At 64.3% G+C, this 16,373-nt stretch carries 21 protein-coding genes; 12 read left to right on the top strand and 9 right to left on the bottom strand.

The window, feature by feature from the left end; translation table 11 throughout:
- Positions 1-47: 47 nt before the first annotated feature.
- Positions 48-707, bottom strand: coding sequence for a glutathione S-transferase (locus tag HU735_RS01535; protein ID WP_186712153.1), 660 nt, complete (start codon positions 705-707; stop codon positions 48-50).
- 146 nt (positions 708-853) lie between these two features.
- On the opposite strand from HU735_RS01535, the gene HU735_RS01540 reads away from it, so the two are divergent.
- The 3 genes from HU735_RS01540 (at position 854) to HU735_RS01550 (ending at position 4,478) form a co-directional block, all read left to right on the top strand.
- Positions 854-1,156, top strand: a complete 303-nt coding sequence (locus tag HU735_RS01540; protein ID WP_186712154.1) for a hypothetical protein — start codon at positions 854-856, stop codon at positions 1,154-1,156.
- Positions 1,157-1,207: 51 nt separating this feature from the next.
- Positions 1,208-1,453 carry a TIGR02647 family protein gene (locus HU735_RS01545; protein ID WP_110697049.1) on the top strand — a complete coding sequence of 82 codons (246 nt, stop codon included), beginning with the start codon at positions 1,208-1,210 and terminating at the stop codon, positions 1,451-1,453.
- A gap of 160 nt (positions 1,454-1,613) precedes the next feature.
- Complete coding sequence (locus HU735_RS01550) at positions 1,614-4,478, top strand: class I adenylate cyclase (RefSeq protein ID WP_186712155.1); 2,865 nt, start codon at positions 1,614-1,616, stop codon at positions 4,476-4,478.
- Between the two features lie 36 nt (positions 4,479-4,514).
- On the opposite strand, the gene rnk is transcribed toward HU735_RS01550, so the two are convergent.
- From rnk to cyaY, 3 genes are all read right to left on the bottom strand, one after another.
- On the bottom strand, positions 4,515-4,925 hold the full coding sequence (gene rnk, locus HU735_RS01555) for a nucleoside diphosphate kinase regulator (RefSeq protein WP_186712156.1): 411 nt from the start codon (positions 4,923-4,925) through the stop codon (positions 4,515-4,517).
- Positions 4,926-5,081: 156 nt separating this feature from the next.
- Complete coding sequence (locus HU735_RS01560) at positions 5,082-5,300, bottom strand: DUF1289 domain-containing protein (protein ID WP_186712157.1); 219 nt, start codon at positions 5,298-5,300, stop codon at positions 5,082-5,084.
- A 1-nt stretch (position 5,301) separates the two neighbouring features.
- The gene (gene cyaY, locus HU735_RS01565; RefSeq protein WP_028688616.1) at positions 5,302-5,634 is read right to left on the bottom strand and encodes an iron donor protein CyaY; all 333 of its coding nucleotides are present in this window, start codon (positions 5,632-5,634) and stop codon (positions 5,302-5,304) included.
- Between the two features lie 207 nt (positions 5,635-5,841).
- Here cyaY and HU735_RS01570 point away from each other — a divergent pair, with 207 nt between their 5' ends.
- Genes HU735_RS01570 through HU735_RS01595 form a run of 6 tightly spaced genes read left to right on the top strand, consistent with a single transcriptional unit; the run spans position 5,842 to position 10,455 of the window.
- A complete protein-coding gene (locus HU735_RS01570; protein ID WP_050703271.1) occupies positions 5,842-6,048 on the top strand; it encodes a lipoprotein in 207 nt (68 codons plus the stop codon).
- A gap of 9 nt (positions 6,049-6,057) precedes the next feature.
- Positions 6,058-7,305, top strand: a complete 1,248-nt coding sequence (gene lysA, locus HU735_RS01575) for a diaminopimelate decarboxylase (RefSeq protein ID WP_186712158.1) — start codon at positions 6,058-6,060, stop codon at positions 7,303-7,305.
- 4 nt (positions 7,306-7,309) lie between these two features.
- Complete coding sequence (gene dapF / locus HU735_RS01580; RefSeq protein WP_186712159.1) at positions 7,310-8,140, top strand: diaminopimelate epimerase; 831 nt, start codon at positions 7,310-7,312, stop codon at positions 8,138-8,140.
- A 13-nt stretch (positions 8,141-8,153) separates the two neighbouring features.
- Complete coding sequence (locus tag HU735_RS01585) at positions 8,154-8,864, top strand: DUF484 family protein (RefSeq protein ID WP_028688619.1); 711 nt, start codon at positions 8,154-8,156, stop codon at positions 8,862-8,864.
- Positions 8,864-9,763, top strand: coding sequence for a tyrosine recombinase XerC (gene xerC / locus HU735_RS01590; RefSeq protein ID WP_186712160.1), 900 nt, complete (start codon positions 8,864-8,866; stop codon positions 9,761-9,763). The genes HU735_RS01585 and xerC overlap by 1 nt, the downstream gene beginning before the upstream one ends.
- Positions 9,760-10,455 (top strand): HAD family hydrolase, encoded by a 696-nt coding sequence (locus HU735_RS01595; RefSeq protein WP_186712161.1) that lies wholly within the window; start codon positions 9,760-9,762, stop codon positions 10,453-10,455. The genes xerC and HU735_RS01595 overlap by 4 nt, the downstream gene beginning before the upstream one ends.
- A gap of 115 nt (positions 10,456-10,570) precedes the next feature.
- Here the strand turns inward: HU735_RS01595 and HU735_RS01600 are convergent, their stop codons facing one another.
- From HU735_RS01600 to glnK, 5 genes are all read right to left on the bottom strand, one after another.
- Entirely contained in the window at positions 10,571-11,020 is a 450-nt protein-coding gene (locus HU735_RS01600; RefSeq protein WP_186712162.1) for a hypothetical protein, read from the bottom strand.
- The gene (locus HU735_RS01605) at positions 11,010-11,693 is read right to left on the bottom strand and encodes a hypothetical protein (protein WP_186712163.1); all 684 of its coding nucleotides are present in this window, start codon (positions 11,691-11,693) and stop codon (positions 11,010-11,012) included. The genes HU735_RS01600 and HU735_RS01605 overlap by 11 nt, the downstream gene beginning before the upstream one ends.
- 152 nt (positions 11,694-11,845) lie before the next feature.
- A complete protein-coding gene (gene sutA / locus HU735_RS01610) occupies positions 11,846-12,175 on the bottom strand; it encodes a transcriptional regulator SutA (protein ID WP_110734080.1) in 330 nt (109 codons plus the stop codon).
- 431 nt (positions 12,176-12,606) lie between these two features.
- Positions 12,607-13,941: an ammonium transporter gene (locus tag HU735_RS01615; protein ID WP_186712164.1), complete on the bottom strand. Its 1,335-nt coding sequence runs from the start codon at positions 13,939-13,941 to the stop codon at positions 12,607-12,609.
- A gap of 47 nt (positions 13,942-13,988) precedes the next feature.
- Entirely contained in the window at positions 13,989-14,327 is a 339-nt protein-coding gene (glnK, locus tag HU735_RS01620; RefSeq protein ID WP_002555808.1) for a P-II family nitrogen regulator, read from the bottom strand.
- A 406-nt stretch (positions 14,328-14,733) separates the two neighbouring features.
- Here glnK and HU735_RS01625 point away from each other — a divergent pair, with 406 nt between their 5' ends.
- The 3 genes from HU735_RS01625 to HU735_RS01635 are packed head-to-tail and all read left to right on the top strand — an operon-like array spanning position 14,734 to position 15,824.
- Positions 14,734-14,997: an accessory factor UbiK family protein gene (locus HU735_RS01625; protein WP_186712165.1), complete on the top strand. Its 264-nt coding sequence runs from the start codon at positions 14,734-14,736 to the stop codon at positions 14,995-14,997.
- Positions 14,998-15,000: 3 nt separating this feature from the next.
- Positions 15,001-15,354, top strand: coding sequence for a gamma-glutamylcyclotransferase family protein (locus tag HU735_RS01630; protein WP_186712166.1), 354 nt, complete (start codon positions 15,001-15,003; stop codon positions 15,352-15,354).
- A gap of 41 nt (positions 15,355-15,395) precedes the next feature.
- Positions 15,396-15,824 carry a TOBE domain-containing protein gene (locus HU735_RS01635; protein ID WP_186712167.1) on the top strand — a complete coding sequence of 143 codons (429 nt, stop codon included), beginning with the start codon at positions 15,396-15,398 and terminating at the stop codon, positions 15,822-15,824.
- The last annotated feature ends 549 nt before the right edge of the window (positions 15,825-16,373 follow it).

Raw genomic sequence — 16,373 nt, forward strand, 5'->3', positions numbered from 1 at the left:
CGCGGGGCAAGTCGGGACGCCGGCTTGCCCCGCGATCGTTTGTGGCCTCAGCGCTTGCTCTTGATCATTTCGAGGAACGCCGGCATCGCCGCGTCCTTGTCTGCCACGATCCGCGCCATGTGCGGGTTCTCTCGCAGTTTCTCCAGCAACGCCGCCGCCTGCGGGAAGTCCGCCAGGAAATCGACGTTCAGCACCTTCTTGCCCACCGCGCAGGCCAGGTCGACCGAGAAGCAGAACATCAGGTCGGCGATGGTCAGTTGCTCACCGGCCACGTAAGGCTGGAACCGCCCGTTGCGCTTGAGGGTGGCAAAGCCCGCCAGCAGGTCCGCCCGCGCCCGCTCCTTGATCAGCGGCTCCACCGCCGCGCCGAAGAACGCCTCGGCGTAGCAGGTACGCGCCGGCAACTCGATGTACAGCTCGATCTCCCGCAGCAGCTCACGCACCTTGGCCTGGCCGAAGGCATCGGCCGGCAGCAGCGCCTTGCCCGGCTGGGTCTGCTCGATGTAGTCGAGGATGACCCCGGTTTCGCTGATGAAACCGTGCTCGGTCTCAAGCACCGGCACCTTGCCGCGAGGGCTGATGGCCAGGGCTTGAGGCAACTGACCGCCGAAGAACGGTACCTCCTCGAAGGGCACGCCTTTCTCCAGCAAGGCCAGCTTGACCATGTTGTAGTAGTTGCTGACCGCGAATCCATGAAGCTTGAGCATTGAGACAGCCTCCAAGGCCGTATGGGGTTGGCCCGGCTGTTATAGCCCCCTGCCCGTCCCTTGGCCAGTGCCATGCTCGGCGCTGATGGCCGGGCATTGCCAACGCAGACATGGCACACTGTGCGCTTCACCACAGGAGTACCGCCATGAGCGAGCACGACGAGATCGACGGCAACGACGAAGAAGCCTTCACCGAGGCCACCCTCACCCAGGCCATCGAGAACCAGATCGAAAGCGGCGAACCCGCGGCGGCCAAGGCCACCTTCAACAAGCTGACCTTGGTCGGCTTCGAGCGCGAGGACATCCTCAACCTCATGGCCCACGTGCTGGCCATCGAAATCGACGCCATGCTCGACGAAGACCGCCCGTTCAACACCGAATGGTATGAAACCGCCCTGCGCGCCCTGCCGGAGCTGCCACCTGAGGCGGATCAAGGCGACATCGAATAAGCCCGTCTACACTCCTGACTTCCATCCTTGTCTCGAAGTCAGGAGTTGCCCATGTCCTTCACCCCGGAACTGATCGCCGAACTGGAAGTGCTTGCCCTGTTCAACCTGGACAGCCACCAGGAAGGCATCAAGGTTGGCAGCAGCGCCTCCCCGGCCCTGATCGCCGCCGCCCAGCGTCTGTACGACAAAGAGCTCACCGACCAGCCTGATGGTGGCTACCTCACCAGCCTGGGCAACGACGCCGCCGAAAGCGTCCAACTGCTCCTGACCATCCTCAAGACCCCGCAGCCCGCCTGATTTCACCTAGCCCGCCCTCACCCCGTGGGAGCGGGCTTGCCCCGCGATGAGCCCCCAGACGAACGTTGTAAAACTGACGTCAAAAAGCCACCAACCCCTTATCCGACCGCTCCACTCAGGCTAAACTCGCCAGTGCTCCCCCTGCCTGCCTGAGTGCGCAATGAACCACCCCCATGAAATCCGCCCCGATCTCGACCAAGGCATCGACCGCAAGGAGCTGTCCAAGCTGCGCGCGCGCTTCCTGAAGATCAACCAGGGCCGCCTGGCACGGGCCATGGAGGGGCTGTCCACGCGCCAGCAGCAGGTCCTCACCCTGTTGCCACTGTTCTTCCACGTCAATCACCCGCTGTTGCCGGGCTATGTCTCGGGCACCACCCCCGCTGGCGTGTCCGGTTTCGAGCCCGACAGCGACCTGCTGGCCGAGGCCCAGCGCCTGACCCGCTCGTTCACCTACAAGCCGCGCCACGGCAAGCCGCCACAACCGATCCACGGCCTGTTCCTGATGGGCAGCCTGGGCACCCTGGCCCAGGCCGAGCAGAGCGACATGGACCTGTGGGTCTGCCACGCCCCCGACCTGGACGAACAGGCCCTGGCCGACCTGCGGCGCAAATGCCAGCTGCTCGAGGCCTGGGCCGCCAGCCAGGGCGCCGAGGCGCACCTGTTCCTGATCGAGCCCCGCGGTTTCGTCCAGGGCGAGCGCGACAGCCAGCTCAGCTCCGACGACTGCGGCACCACCCAGCATTACCTGCTGCTCGACGAGTTCTACCGCACCGCCATCTGGCTGGCTGGGCGCACACCGCTGTGGTGGCTGGTGCCGGTGTACCAGGAGCATAACTACCGGGACTTCACCCAGACCCTGCTGGCCAAGCGTTTCATCCGCATCACCGACGCCCTGGACCTCGGCAACCTGGCGCACATACCGCCTGGCGAGTATGTCGGCGCCGGGCTGTGGCAGCTGTTCAAGGGCATCGACTCGCCCTACAAGTCGCTGCTCAAGCTGCTGCTCACCGAGGCCTACGCCAGCGAACACCCGCAGGTGCGCTGCCTGAGCCTGGACTACAAGCAGGCCGTGTTCGCCAACCAGCTGGACCTGGACGAGCTCGACCCCTACGTCATGGTCTACCGGCGCATCGAACGCTACCTGCTCCAGCGCGGCGAATCGGCGCGCCTGGAACTGGTGCGGCGCAGCCTGTACCTGAAAGTGAACAAGAAGCTCAGCGACCTGGGCCGCACCCGCAACGGCGGCTGGCAGCGCCAGCTGCTCGGGCGCCTGACCGAGGAATGGGGCTGGGACGAGCGCCAGCTGGCGCTGCTCGACAGCCGCAGCCAGTGGAAAGTGCGCCAGGTGGCGGTCGAGCGCCGCGAGCTGGTGGCAGAGCTGAACCACAGCTACCGCTTCCTGACCCAGTTCGCCCGCCTGCAGAACGCCAACAGCCGCGCCGACCAGCGCGACCTCAACGTCCTCGGCCGGCGCCTGTACGCCGCCTTCGAGCGTCGGGCCGGCAAGATCGAGGTGATCAACCCGGGCATCGCCCCGGACCTGGCCGAAGACACCCTCACCCTGGTGCACTCGCCCAACCGCAAGGAACCCGGCACCCATCACTGGGGCCTGTACAACGGCAACCTCGGCGTGCACGAGTGGGAGCATTTCAGCCCGATCAAGCGCTGCCGCGAGCTGCTCGAACTGCTCACCTGGGCCCATCGCAACGGCGTGATCGACAGCGGCACACGCCTGGCCCTGCACCCTGGCGCCAGCGACCTGAGCGAGTTCGAGCTGTTCAACCTGATCGGCAGCCTGCAGCAGAGCATCCCCCTGCCGCTGGAGACAGTCAGCGAGGTGCGTCTGCTGCAACCGAGCGTGGCCGACGAAATTCTCCTGCTGGTGAATGTCGGGGTCGATCCGCTGCGCCATCACCGCGACCTGAACATCCTGATGACCACCGAGCGCACCGACTCGCTGAGCTACGCCGGGGTGCGCGAGAACCTGGTGCTGACCCTCGACCAGATCACCCTCAACAGCTGGAACGAGGTGCTGGTGCAGCGCTACGACGGCGAGCATGCGCTGGTGCGCTGCCTGCGCGACTTCCTCAACAGCCTGGGCCAGCGCAGCCACCGCCCACGGGTGCGGGTACGCTGCTACTGCCACAACCGCGCCCAGGCCATCAGCCAGCGGGTCGAGGACATCTTCGACACCGTGCAGCTGCTGCTCGACCAGGGTCTGAATCACCGCTACCTGCTGCAGGTGGCCCAGCACACCCACATCCTCGACCTGCAGCCCGGGCAGGTGACCCTGGCCAGCCTCGCCGACCACGACGCGGTGCTGATGGCCCTCGGCGAGGAGCGCAGCCGCTACAGCCCGCTGCACCTGGACGCCCATGCCCTGCAGGACCACGACCTGCCGCTGGTCCTGGCCCAGGGCCGCCCCGGCTGCATCCAGGTGTTCTACCGGCTGTTCGAAGGCTGGGCCGACCTGTACGTGCTCGACGAGCACAACGCGCTGTGGCAGCAACGGCTGCCGCTGCAGGACGAGCAGCACCTGCTGCTGCCGCTGCAACGCTTCCTGCAGTCAATGCTGATGCGCCGCGACGCCCAGCTGCCCCTGGACAGCCTGCCGCTGACGTCGCTGGACATCCTCTACTACCAGTTGCTGCCCTCCGGCCTCGGCAAGGCCCGCAGCCTGGAGCCGCGACAGACGCCAATGGACAGCCAGAACCAGGCCTACTACGAAGTTCAGGCGATCCTCCAGGCGGGTACCGGCGACGGGGTGCATGCCACGCTCTACTGCGACCAGCAGGAGTTTTCCGAACTGGAGCATGGCGACCAGCTGTATGCCGTGGTCGCCCGGCAGATCCTGGGCCAGCGCCGCAGCAGCGGCCGTTACCGCTGCTACATCACCGACCTCGACCTGTCCGAGCTACTGGAGGACGAGCAGGGGTCCACCAGCCTGTACCTGCGCTACAAGCGCGAGCTGGAGCAGGCGCTCAACGATGGGCTGGAACAGCTGCAGGCGCGGCTGGAGCCCTGACTCTCTCGGCGTTCACGGATCCCTGTAGGAGCGGCCTCAGAGATCGAAATCCCCTGCCGCCTCCGGCTGGTACTCGACCGCCAGCAGCTCCAGCTTGAGGGTCTTGCCACCCGGCGCCGGCCAGTCGATCTGGTCGCCCACCGAAAGGCCCAGCAAGGCACAACCGATCGGCGCGAGGATCGAGACATTGCCTTCGGTGCCGGCATCCTTCGGATACACCAGGGTCAGGTGATAGTCCTTGCCGCTGGCGATCTCGCGGCAGTGCACCCGCGAGTTCATGGTCACCACGCCGGCTGGCACCTCCTCATGCCCGACCACCTGCTCGGCACGGTCCAGCTCGTCCTGCAGGGCGAGCACACCCGGGGTGCTTTCATCGAGGTCGTCGAGCAGGCGCTCGAGACGCTGCACGTCCAAGCGGGTGAGGGTGAGGGAAGGCTTGGTGCTCATGATCCAGTCAGACTCCTTTGAACAGGCAATTTTCAACAGGCAGATAAAGCAAAACCCCGCCCAAGGGCGGGGTTTGCGAAAGGCTGTGGCGTCATCGACGCAGACCCTGACACTACCACAGCGGGGCAAATACTCAAGCCCACACCTTCGTTGTGCCTATGCCGATGCCCGCGTTTTCAGGGCCAGCGCCTCGCGGCAGATCTGCCGGCGCCGCTCGTCATCAGCCGAGCGCCACTCGCGGATATGCTCGACATGGCGGTGGCAGCCGGTGCAGACCTTGTACTCATCCAGCCGACATATGCTGATACAAGGTGATGGCACCGCCGGGCTCACGTTGCTGTAGAGCGGCTTGGGTGGCCGGGGCAGGTCGCTCATCTCAGATCTCGTCGAAGTCCAGCTTCTCGCCGGCGCGCTCCCAGACGATGCGCTCGAGCATCTCGCCCAGCAGTTCTTCGCTCTTCTCGCAGACCCACTTGCCGCTCTCTTCGTCGTAGTCGAAGTGGAAGCCGCCGGACTTGTCCGCCAGCCACAGCTGGCGCAGCGGCTCCTGGCGGCTGAAGATCAGCTGGCTGCCGTTGTCGAACTTGACGGTGAGAACGCCGGCGGAGTTCTCCATGTCCAGGTCCATGCCGCTTTCATCGAACAGGTCTTCCAGGGCCTGTTGGGTCGCATCGACCAGGTCGTGGAAACGCGCTTCGCTCAAACTCATTGCAGGGACCTCGAAAAATGGCTGTACACACGCAAGCCGGGCACGATAAGGGCGAACGCCTCAAGCTACAAGCTAATCGCTGTAAGAAAAAGCCGCATGTCCTTCGGTCGCCCACGCCCGCCGAGCGGGGGCGCCCCTTGCATAGGCAATCAGGTGGGCGCTCGGTATACTCGGCCGCAATACTGCATATTTCCAAGGATTTCACCCATGAAACGCCTGATTTCCTCCCTCGCGGCGCTGGTCGCGGTTGCCTGCCTCGTTTCGGCCTGCGGTCAGAAAGGCCCCCTGTACCTGCCTGAAGACGGCAAGGACGGCAAAGGCCCGCGCAAATCGCACCAGCATGCCAAGCCTGTCCAGCCGCAACCAGTGCTGGTGCAGCCGCAAGAGCAGCCAGAAGAGTCGCCCGCGCAGTAAGGAAATCCCATGGACGCATTCAACTACCGCGGCGGCGAGCTGTTCGCGGAAGGGGTGGCCCTGACGGCGATCGCCGAACGCTTCGGCACGCCCACCTACGTGTACTCGCGCGCCCATATCGAGGCCCAGTACCGCAGCTATACCGACGCCTTGCACGGGGTCGAGCACCTGGTCTGCTTCGCGGTCAAGGCCAACTCCAACCTGGGCGTGCTGAACCTGCTGGCGCGCCTCGGCGCGGGCTTCGATATCGTCTCCGGCGGTGAGCTGGAGCGCGTCCTGGCCGCCGGTGGCCGTGCCGATCGCGTGGTGTTCTCCGGGGTCGGCAAGACCCGTGAAGACATGCGCCGCGCCCTGGAAGTGGGCGTGCACTGCTTCAATGTCGAGTCCACCGACGAGCTCGAGCGCCTCCAGGTCGTTGCCGCCGAAATGGGCAAGACGGCCCCGGTTTCGCTACGCGTGAACCCGGACGTCGACGCTGGCACCCATCCGTACATCTCCACCGGCCTCAAAGAGAACAAATTCGGCATCGCCATCGCCGACGCCGAGGCGATCTACGTGCGTGCCGCGCAGCTGCCGAACCTCGACGTGGTCGGCGTCGACTGCCACATTGGCTCGCAGCTGACCACCGTCGAGCCCTTCCTCGACGCCCTCGACCGCCTGCTGGTACTGGTCGATCGCCTGGCCGAGTGCGGTATCCACCTGCGCCATCTGGACCTCGGCGGCGGTGTCGGCGTGCGCTACCGCGACGAACAGCCACCGCTGCTGGCCGACTACATCGCGGCCATTCGCGAGCGCGTCGGCGAGCGCGACCTGGCCCTGGTGTTCGAGCCGGGCCGCTACATCGTCGCCAACGGCGGCGTGCTGCTGACCCGCGTGGAATACTTGAAGCACACCGAGCACAAGGATTTCGCCATCATCGACGCTGCCATGAACGACCTGATCCGTCCCGCCTTGTACCAGGCCTGGATGGACGTCAGCGCGGTCAAGCCCCGCGAAGGTGAAGGCCGGGCCTACGACCTGGTCGGCCCGATCTGCGAGACCGGCGACTTCCTGGGCAAGGACCGCGTACTGGACCTGGCCGAGGGCGACCTGCTGGCCGTCCGCTCCGCGGGCGCCTATGGTTTCGTCATGAGCTCCAACTACAACACCCGTGGCCGCTGCGCCGAAGTACTGGTCGATGGCGACCAGGCCTTCGAAGTGCGTCGCCGCGAGACCGTCGCCGAATTGTTCGCCGGCGAAAGCCTGCTGCCGGAGTGAGCCCATGCTGCTGCGTTTCACCAAGATGCACGGGCTGGGCAATGACTTCATGGTCCTCGACCTGGTCAGCCAGCACGCGCACATCCAACCCAAGCACGCCAAGCAATGGGGCGATCGCAACACCGGCATCGGCTTCGACCAGCTGCTGATTGTCGAGGCGCCGAACAACCCGGATGTGGACTTCCGCTACCGGATCTTCAACGCCGACGGCTCCGAGGTCGAGCAGTGCGGCAACGGCGCGCGCTGCTTCGCCCGCTTCGTGCTGGACAAGCGCCTGACCGCCAAGAAGCGCATCCGCGTCGAGACCAAGGGCGGCATCATCGAGCTCGATGTGCGCAACGACGGCCAGATCTGCGTCGACATGGGTCCTCCACGCTTCGCCCCGGCCGAGATCCCGTTCATCGCCGACGAGCAGGCCAGCAGCTATGCGCTGGAAGTTGATGACCAGGTGCACCAGATTGCCGCGGTGTCCATGGGCAACCCGCATTCGGTGCTGCGCGTCGATGACGTGCGCAGTGCGCCGGTCCATGAGCTGGGGCCGAAGATCGAGCATCACCCGCGCTTCCCGCAACGGGTCAATGCCGGCTTCATCCAGGTGGTCGACCGCCATCGCGCCAACCTGCGAGTGTGGGAGCGTGGTGCGGGTGAGACCCAGGCCTGCGGCACCGGCGCTTGCGCCGCGGCCGTGGCGGCGATCAGCCAGGGCTGGATGGACTCACCGGTGACCATCGACCTGCCGGGAGGCCGCCTGAACATCGAGTGGGCGGGCCCAGGCAAGCCGGTGCTGATGACCGGCCCTGCCGTCCGCGTGTTCGAAGGACAAGTTCGTCTCTAAGCGAGTATCCGCCATGACCGACCAGCCTAACGTTGCATCCCCGCAGGCCCGTGAGCTTGATGCCGAAGCGGTGGTCGCCTACCTGCGCGCCCACCCGACCTTCTTCGCCGAGCACGACGAGCTGCTGCTCGAACAGCGCATCCCCCACCAGCGCGGCGACAGCGTGTCGCTGGTGGAGCGCCAGCTCAAGCTGCTGCGCGACCGCAACATCGAGATGCGCCATCGCCTGTCGCAGCTGATGGATGTGGCCCGCGACAACGACCGGCTGTTCGACAAGACCCGCCGGCTGATCCTCGACCTGCTCGACGCCGGCACCCTCGAAGAGGTGGTGATGGCGGTCGAGGACAGCCTGCGCCAGGAATTCCAGGTGCCCTTTGTCAGCCTGATCCTGTTCGGCGAAAACGCAGCCCCCGTGGGCCGCTGGGTCTCCGGTGCCGAGGCGCAACAGGCCATCGGTGGCCTGATCGGCGGCGGCAAGACCATCAGCGGCAGCCTGCGCGAGCATGAGCTGGCCTTCCTGTTCGGCGATGCCCAGCACAAGGAAGTCGGTTCCAGCGCCGTGGCCACCCTCGAGTACCAGGGCCTGCACGGCGTGCTGGCGATCGGCAGCCGCGACCCGCAGCACTACAAGAGCAGCGTCGGCACCCTGTTCCTCAGCTACATCGCCGAAGTGCTCGGCCGCGTGGTGCCGCGCTTCACCCAGACGCTGCGCTCGGTGCGCTGATGGAACGCCAGCTGGAGGCTTATTGCGCTCACCTGCGCAACGAGCGCCAGGTGTCCGAGCACACCCTGCTGGCCTACCGTCGCGACCTCGAGAAAGTCATCGAATTCTGCAACACCCAGGGCATCGCCGGCTGGGGCGCCCTGCAGGTCCAGCAGCTGCGCCAGCTGGTCGCCCGCCAGAACCACCACGGCCAGTCCTCGCGCAGCCTGGCGCGCCTGCTCTCGGCGGTGCGCGGCCTGTACCGCTACCTCAACCGCGAAGGCCATTGCCAGCACGACCCGGCCAACGGCCTGGCGCCGCCCAAGGGTGAGCGGCGCCTGCCCAAGGTGCTGGACACCGACCGCGCCCTGCAACTGCTCGATGGCGGCGTCGACGACGAATTCATCGCCCGCCGCGACCAGGCGATCCTCGAACTGTTCTACTCGTCCGGCCTGCGCCTGTCGGAGCTGACCGGGCTCGACCTCGAACACCTGGACCTGGCCGCCGGGCTGGTGCAGGTGCACGGCAAGGGCGGCAAGAGCCGCGTGCTGCCGGTCGGCCGCAAGGCCCGCGAAGCGATGCAGGCATGGCTCAAGCTACGCGGCATCGCCGGCCCGCGGGACGGCGCGGTGTTCCTCAGCCGCCAGGGCAAGCGCCTCGGCCCCCGCGCCATCCAGCTGCGGGTCAAGGCCGCCGGCGAGCGCGAGCTCGGCCAGCACCTGCACCCGCACATGCTTCGCCATTCCTTCGCCAGCCACCTGCTGGAATCGTCCCAGGACCTGCGCGCGGTGCAGGAGATGCTCGGCCACGCCGACATCAGCACCACGCAGATCTACACCCACCTGGACTTCCAGCACCTGGCCGCGGTGTACGACAGCGCCCATCCTCGGGCCAAACGCAGCAAGGACACGGACTCATGAGCATCAAGCTGATCACCTTCGACCTGGACGACACCCTCTGGGACACCGCGCCGGTCATCGCCAGCGCCGAAGTCGTCCTGCGCGACTGGCTCGAAGCCAACGCGCCGATCCTCGGCGGCGTGCCGGTGGAGCACCTGTTCGCCATCCGCGAGCGTTTGGTGCAGGCCGAACCGGGCCTCAAGCACCGCATCAGCGCCCTGCGCCGGCGGGTGCTGTTCCACGCCCTGGAAGAGGTCGGCTACAGCGAGAAGCACGCCCAGGAGCTGGCCAACGAAGGCTTCGAGGTGTTCCTGCATGCCCGGCACCAGGTGGAGGTGTTCCCCGAGGTGCAGCCGGTGCTGGAGATCCTGCGCCACCACTACACCCTCGGCGTGGTCACCAATGGCAATGCCGACGTACGCCGCCTGGGGCTGGCGGACTACTTCCGCTTCGCCCTGTGCGCCGAGGACCTGGGCATCGGCAAACCGGACCCGGCACCGTTCCGCGAAGCGCTGAAGCGCGGCGAGGTGGACGCGCAGGAGGCGGTGCACGTCGGCGACCACCCGGGCGACGACATCGCCGGCGCCCAGCGCGCCGGCTTGCGCGCGGTGTGGTTCAACCCACAGCACAAGCCCTGGAGTGGCGAGCAGGCACCGGATGCCGAGATCCAGCGGCTGTCGCAGTTGCCCGACGTGCTCGCGCGCTGGCGCTGACCGAGCTGCGCTATCCCTGTAGGAGCGGCCCTTTCGCGACACAAGGCCGCTCCTACAGAGACCGTGCCAACCTGACAGGCACAATAAAACCGCAGCGACAGCGGGGAATCGATGCTTAGGCCCGCCTATGCGCACCTTGAGGACGCATAGCCCACCACAAGGTGCCACCCTTGATGACCTCAGAGATAACAATCAATCCAAGCATCAGCCAGATATTGTAGTCAGGCATCAGGCTTGCCCAGATTGACAGAACCGAAAGTGACGGCGTCATCGAAAGCAGCCGAAATGGTATCTGCGCAATCCCTAGAGAAGCCCCAAACCTGAGTCCAAGCAGCAGTAGAAATGCACTGAACACGATCGAGATCTGAAGCACCAGACTCATGACTGCGATCAGGCTTGCTACTACACCCTGCTCAGCCAACAAACCAACCATTATCTTGGCATCGGTGATGAACGGGACACGTCCAAGACGGATACTACCGATCAGATAGTAGAGAATGTAGAACGCATCCAGAACACCCCAAACCCGAAGCATCCAGTGTTGAATTCTGCGTTTATCGGGCATCATGCCTTTCTGGATGCTCGTAGGTCTCATGCGGTAGCACTGGTTGCCAGTACCATGACTTGCCACTGATCTGCCATTTATCGTCACCTTCCAGATACCGCTGAGTCACGGCACGCAGCTTCCCGTAAGGGTGGACCACCGACCTGGATGCCAGGTGATCATCATGACTGTCCAGTGGTACCCACTGCTGAGTCACGACACGGGTAGTGTTATCGAAGTCCTTGCCTTCGGAACCGAATACCCTCCCTTCATCTCCAAGCGAGCCGAGACGGTTCTGCAACATGGCAAACGTGTTCTTCAGACCGTCATAGTCGATGTCGATTGTCCGCCATTTCCCTGGACCCTTCTCTATCTCTGATTGACTGGGCGCTACCTCTGATACTGGAAAGCACTGGGTTGTGCCCCAATAGCCATCAATGCGCATCGGGTTGAAAGGCTCACTGGTCAGAAACAGCCAACTGCCATCCTTGATTTTCTCCAGGGCCTTTTCAAGGTCCTTTTCGGAGTAGCGTTGTCCAAAACGGATACCTCCAGCTTCCAGAAATTCCGTTTTCCCCCAAAGGTACCCGTCGTACAGGAGCGCATGCTTCACTTTCGACACAGCAAAGAATGGGTCCTCCACCCTCTTGAGATCTTCCTTGCTTAGCTCACTGCGACGAATCAGTTTGTCCATAACCGGCATCTCCCTTGGCTTAAGGGGTGATGCTTACCCGGATTACCTCAGGCTCTCTAGCAGACCCGTCCTCTTTGCTTGTATGAAAATTCGCACTTACAGCGCCCACAAAAAAGCCCGCAGCGACGGCGGGCTTTTTTGCGTTCAGCCACTCAGATAGGGCGGCTGCCGTACTTGTTGTCCGGCTTCTTGGGCGGATCGGCGACCACGTTGGCCTCCACTTCCTGCACCTTGCCACCGCGCGACAGGAATTCTTCCATCGCCTTGGCCAGCGCATCGCGCTCTTTCTGCTTGGCTTCCATGCTCGGCATCTCGTCTACCGAGACCGCCGCCTTGGACTTGCCCTTAGCCGCCGGAGCCGGGCTGCTGTCGTCGTCGCCGGAGTCTTCCGCGCCGTCGTCAGCGGCCGCTTCAAGGCCTTCATCAGCCTCGTCTTCGTCGCCTACTTCGAGGTCATCATTTTCCAGATCGTCGTCGCTCATGTTCTACCTCATGACTTGCGAAAAGCAGGTTAGTTATAGACCGGTGCAGCCGTAGACCGGCAGCCACCAGTGAAAATTCAACTGGCCGTGGATTGGCCACTGCCCTAGGTGTCCACCCCCTCATGGGGGGCCCGGCACCCTGCAGGCCCTGCTCCTGGCAAGGCCTGACAAAAATTTTTGAGCCCTTGCTGGCCACAGGCTATTGGCAAGCCTAGCAAAGGGTAGCGAAGTGTGTGGACTACTCGTCCAGCTTCCTTCGGCGCGCATTCTAGCGCGCTCGCAGAAAAAGCAAAGCACCAGAAACACCCGATGGCTTGTAAGTTTTAACCCCAGGTCGCGATCAGCGCAGGGAAACCGTTTGCCCCAGGCCAAACGGTAAATTGCAGGCAAAAAAATGCCCGGCGAACCGGGCAAGTTTTCCAGCATCGCGGTTACAGGTTGTAGCCGCGCTCGTTGTGTTGAGCCAGGTCGAGGCCGACCGACTCTTCTTCTTCGCTGACCCGCAGGCCCATCACCAGGTCGAGGACCTTGAGGATCACGTAGGTGACGATGGCGGTGTAGACCACGGTGAAAATCACGCCCTTGGCCTGGATCCAGAACTGCGCGGCGATGTCGGTGACCGCGCCGAAGCCGCCCAGGGCAGGTGCCGCGAACACACCGGTGAGCAGGGCGCCGATGATGCCGCCGATGCCGTGCACGCCGAAGGCGTCCAGGGAGTCGTCATAGCCCAGCTTGCGCTTGAGGCTGGTGGCGCAGAAGTAGCAGACCACGCCGGACACCAGGCCGATCACCAGGGCACCCATCGGGCCGACGGTGCCGGCGGCCGGGGTGATGGCGACCAGGCCGGCGACCACGCCCGAGGCGATGCCCAGGGCGCTTGGCTTGCCGTGGAAGATCCACTCGGCGAACATCCAGCCCAGGGCGGCGGCGGCAGTGGCGATCTGGGTCACCAGCATGGCCATGCCGGCGGTGCCGTTGGCCGCGGCGGCGGAACCGGCGTTGAAGCCGAACCAGCCGACCCACAGCATGGCCGCGCCCATCAGGGTGTAGCCCAGGTTGTGCGGGGCCATCGGCGTGGTCGGGTAGCCCTTGCGCTTACCCAGCACCAGGCAGCAGACCAGGCCGGCGATACCGGCGTTGATGTGCACCACGGTGCCGCCGGCGAAGTCCAGCACGCCCCAGTCCCACATCAGCGCGCCGTCACCGCTCCAGACCATGTGCGCGATCGGCGCATAGACCAGGGTGAACCACACGCCCATGAAGATCAGCATCGCCGAGAACTTCATGCGTTCGGCGAAGGCACCGACGATCAGCGCCGGGGTGATGATGGCGAAGGTCATCTGGAAGGTGATGAACACCGCCTCGGGGAACAGCGCGGTGGCCGAGGTCAGGCCCGACGGCGTGACGCCGTTGAGGAAGGCCTTGGAGAAGCCACCGATGAAGGAATTGAAGTTGAGCACGCCCTTTTCCATACCGGCGGTATCGAAAGCCAGGCTGTAGCCGTAGATGACCCACAGGATGCTGATCAACCCGGTGATGGCGAAACACTGCATCATCACCGACAGCACGTTCTTCGAGCGCACCATGCCGCCGTAGAACAGGGCCAGGCCCGGGATGGTCATGAACAGGACCAGTGCCGTCGAGGTGAGCATCCAGGCGGTGTCGCCGGAGTTCAGCACGGGGGCGGCAGTTTCCTCGGCCAGGGCCAGCCCTGGCATTACGAGGGACAATAGGGCTCCTAGCCCTGCGATCTTGCGCAGAGTCATGTTGTTTTCTCCTGGGGCGTTGGGTTTGGTGAGGCTTGGTTTGGCGCTTAGATCGCGTCGGTATCGGTTTCGCCGGTACGGATGCGGATCGCCTGCTCCAGATTGACCACGAAGATCTTGCCGTCGCCGATCTTGCCGGTGTTGGCCGCCTTGGTGATGGCTTCGATCACCCGATCGAGGTCCTTGTCGTCGATGGCGACATCGATCTTCACCTTGGGCAGGAAATCGACCACATATTCAGCGCCGCGATACAGCTCGGTGTGACCCTTCTGCCGGCCGAAGCCTTTGACTTCGGTCACGGTGATGCCCTGCACGCCGATTTCCGACAGCGACTCGCGCACGTCGTCCAGCTTGAACGGCTTGATGATGGCAGTGACTAGCTTCATGAAACTCTCTCCCGATTTGGTGGACTTGCCCCAGGAAAACAAACCCGTCTCAAGTCTAAGCGCAGCGCCTGGCTTTGTAACGCGTCGTCGGCTCCATCCTCCCCGCCGACGCACGATCCGGCTGTGACGAAGAACCTTCCGGCTCCGCCTGCGCACTGCCTGGTCACGAGGGACTGCATCAGTGCATGGCTCAGTCAGGTCTTTGCAGAAACCTTGCCAGTTGGCGCAATTCACGGGAAAACAGGTAGTTGCGTGAACCGGCAGGGATTGGCCAATCGCCAGCAGGGAAAAAGCGCACAAAATCGGTGCGCGACCTTTGGCCGCCCTGCGCGAAAAGCGTGCAGCGCAAGTGGCCCGGAGCCCCGTGCTACACTGCTGCCCTTTCAAGAATCAGCGGATACCAGACATGCTCGCGCCCAAAGCCTTCCTCGATGCCCTGAGCGACCAGGCCTCGCGCCTGTTCAGCGGTGACACCGCCGCGCCCCGCGCCGAACTGGAAAGCCAGTTCAAGGTGCTGATGCAGGGTGCCTTCAGCAAGCTCGACCTGGTCAGCCGCGAGGAGTTCGACAGCCAGATGGTGGTGCTGACCCGCACCCGCGCCCGCCTCGAAGCCCTCGAGCGGCAGTTCGCCGAGCTGGAAGCACGGATCGCCCCGCCTACTCAGGAATAAGCCATGCAGCCGTCCAGCGATTACCCGGTACTGCTGTTCTCCTACGGCACCTTGCAGGACAAGGCCGTGCAACTGGCCAACTTCGGCCGTGAGCTGACCGGCCAGGCCGACCGCATGCCGGGCTATCGCCAGGACTGGGTGCAGATCACCGACCCTGAAGTGCTGGCCACCAGCGGCAAGAGCCATCACCCCATCGTCTCCCCCAGCGAGCGGGCCGAAGACAGCGTCGCCGGCATGGTCTTCCAGATCAGCGAACAAGAGCTGGCCGCCGCCGACCGCTACGAAGTGTCGGACTACAAGCGTATCGCCGTCGGCCTCGCTTCGGGGCTGACCGCCTGGGTTTACGTACGCGCCTGAATGCCTCGGGCGTGGTGATTGATCACACGGAGTGCTTCCCTATGAAAGTCAGTGCACGCAATGTCTTCGAAGGTACCGTCAGCGCCGTCCAGCCTGGCGCGGTGAATGCCGAGGTCGAACTGACCCTCGGCGGCGGCGAGAAACTGGTGGCGGTGGTCACCATGGCCAGCCTGCACAACCTCAACATCAATGTCGGCAATCAGGCCGTGGCGCTGGTCAAGGCGCCCTGGGTGGTGCTGATGACCGATGCCGCCGGCTACAGGCTGTCCGCGCGCAACAGCCTGGAAGGCGAAGTGCTGCGGGTCGGCGACGGCGCGGTGAATGCCGAGGTGGTGCTGAAGCTCTCGGGCGGCACCGAGGTGTATGCCATCGTAACCCGCGAAGCGGTGCAGGAGCTCGGCCTGAAGCCGGGCGTGAAGGCCACCGCGCTGATCAAGGCCTCGCACATCATCCTGGGCGCCAAGCCCTGAAAGCCGGGTTGAGAGCATTACCAGCGTGGGAGCGGGCTTGTCCCGCGATTGCACTTGAGCACCACGCTGGATTAATTCACCTTGCACCAGATGAAACATATTTAAGTTACGCCTTCCCGGTTGACTTCCCCGCTATGCTTTGCATAAAGTTCACCCGCCCCAAAAAGCGGGCCTTTATTTCAACTCACGAAGAATTCAATGGACACAGTATCTAGTCGCTGTCTGGCAGCCTTTAGCCGCCAGGCACTTGAACCGGAACTCCGGGCCCGCCCCTAGGTCGGGCAAGCCGCGCCAGAGCCTGTTGCTCCGCCGTAGCTTGCCGCCCCGGGTGCCCGCCCGGTCGGAGGCAAGCTCATGAACCTCGATATCGCCACCCCTCGCCTGCGCACCTGTGCGCACAAGGCCCCGCACCGTCCTGTCCTCGGCTGGGGCCTGTCCTCGTCCCTGGAACCGCCCAGTCGATAGCGCACCCGTTACTGCCTGCAGTGACGCGCGCGATGCTGTCCGTTTGCTGAACTGACGCCATATAAATCGTCAGAAACTTCCGAA

Source organism: Pseudomonas sp. BW16M2, assembly GCF_014268865.1.
Lineage (GTDB): Bacteria > Pseudomonadota > Gammaproteobacteria > Pseudomonadales > Pseudomonadaceae > Aquipseudomonas > Aquipseudomonas peradeniyensis.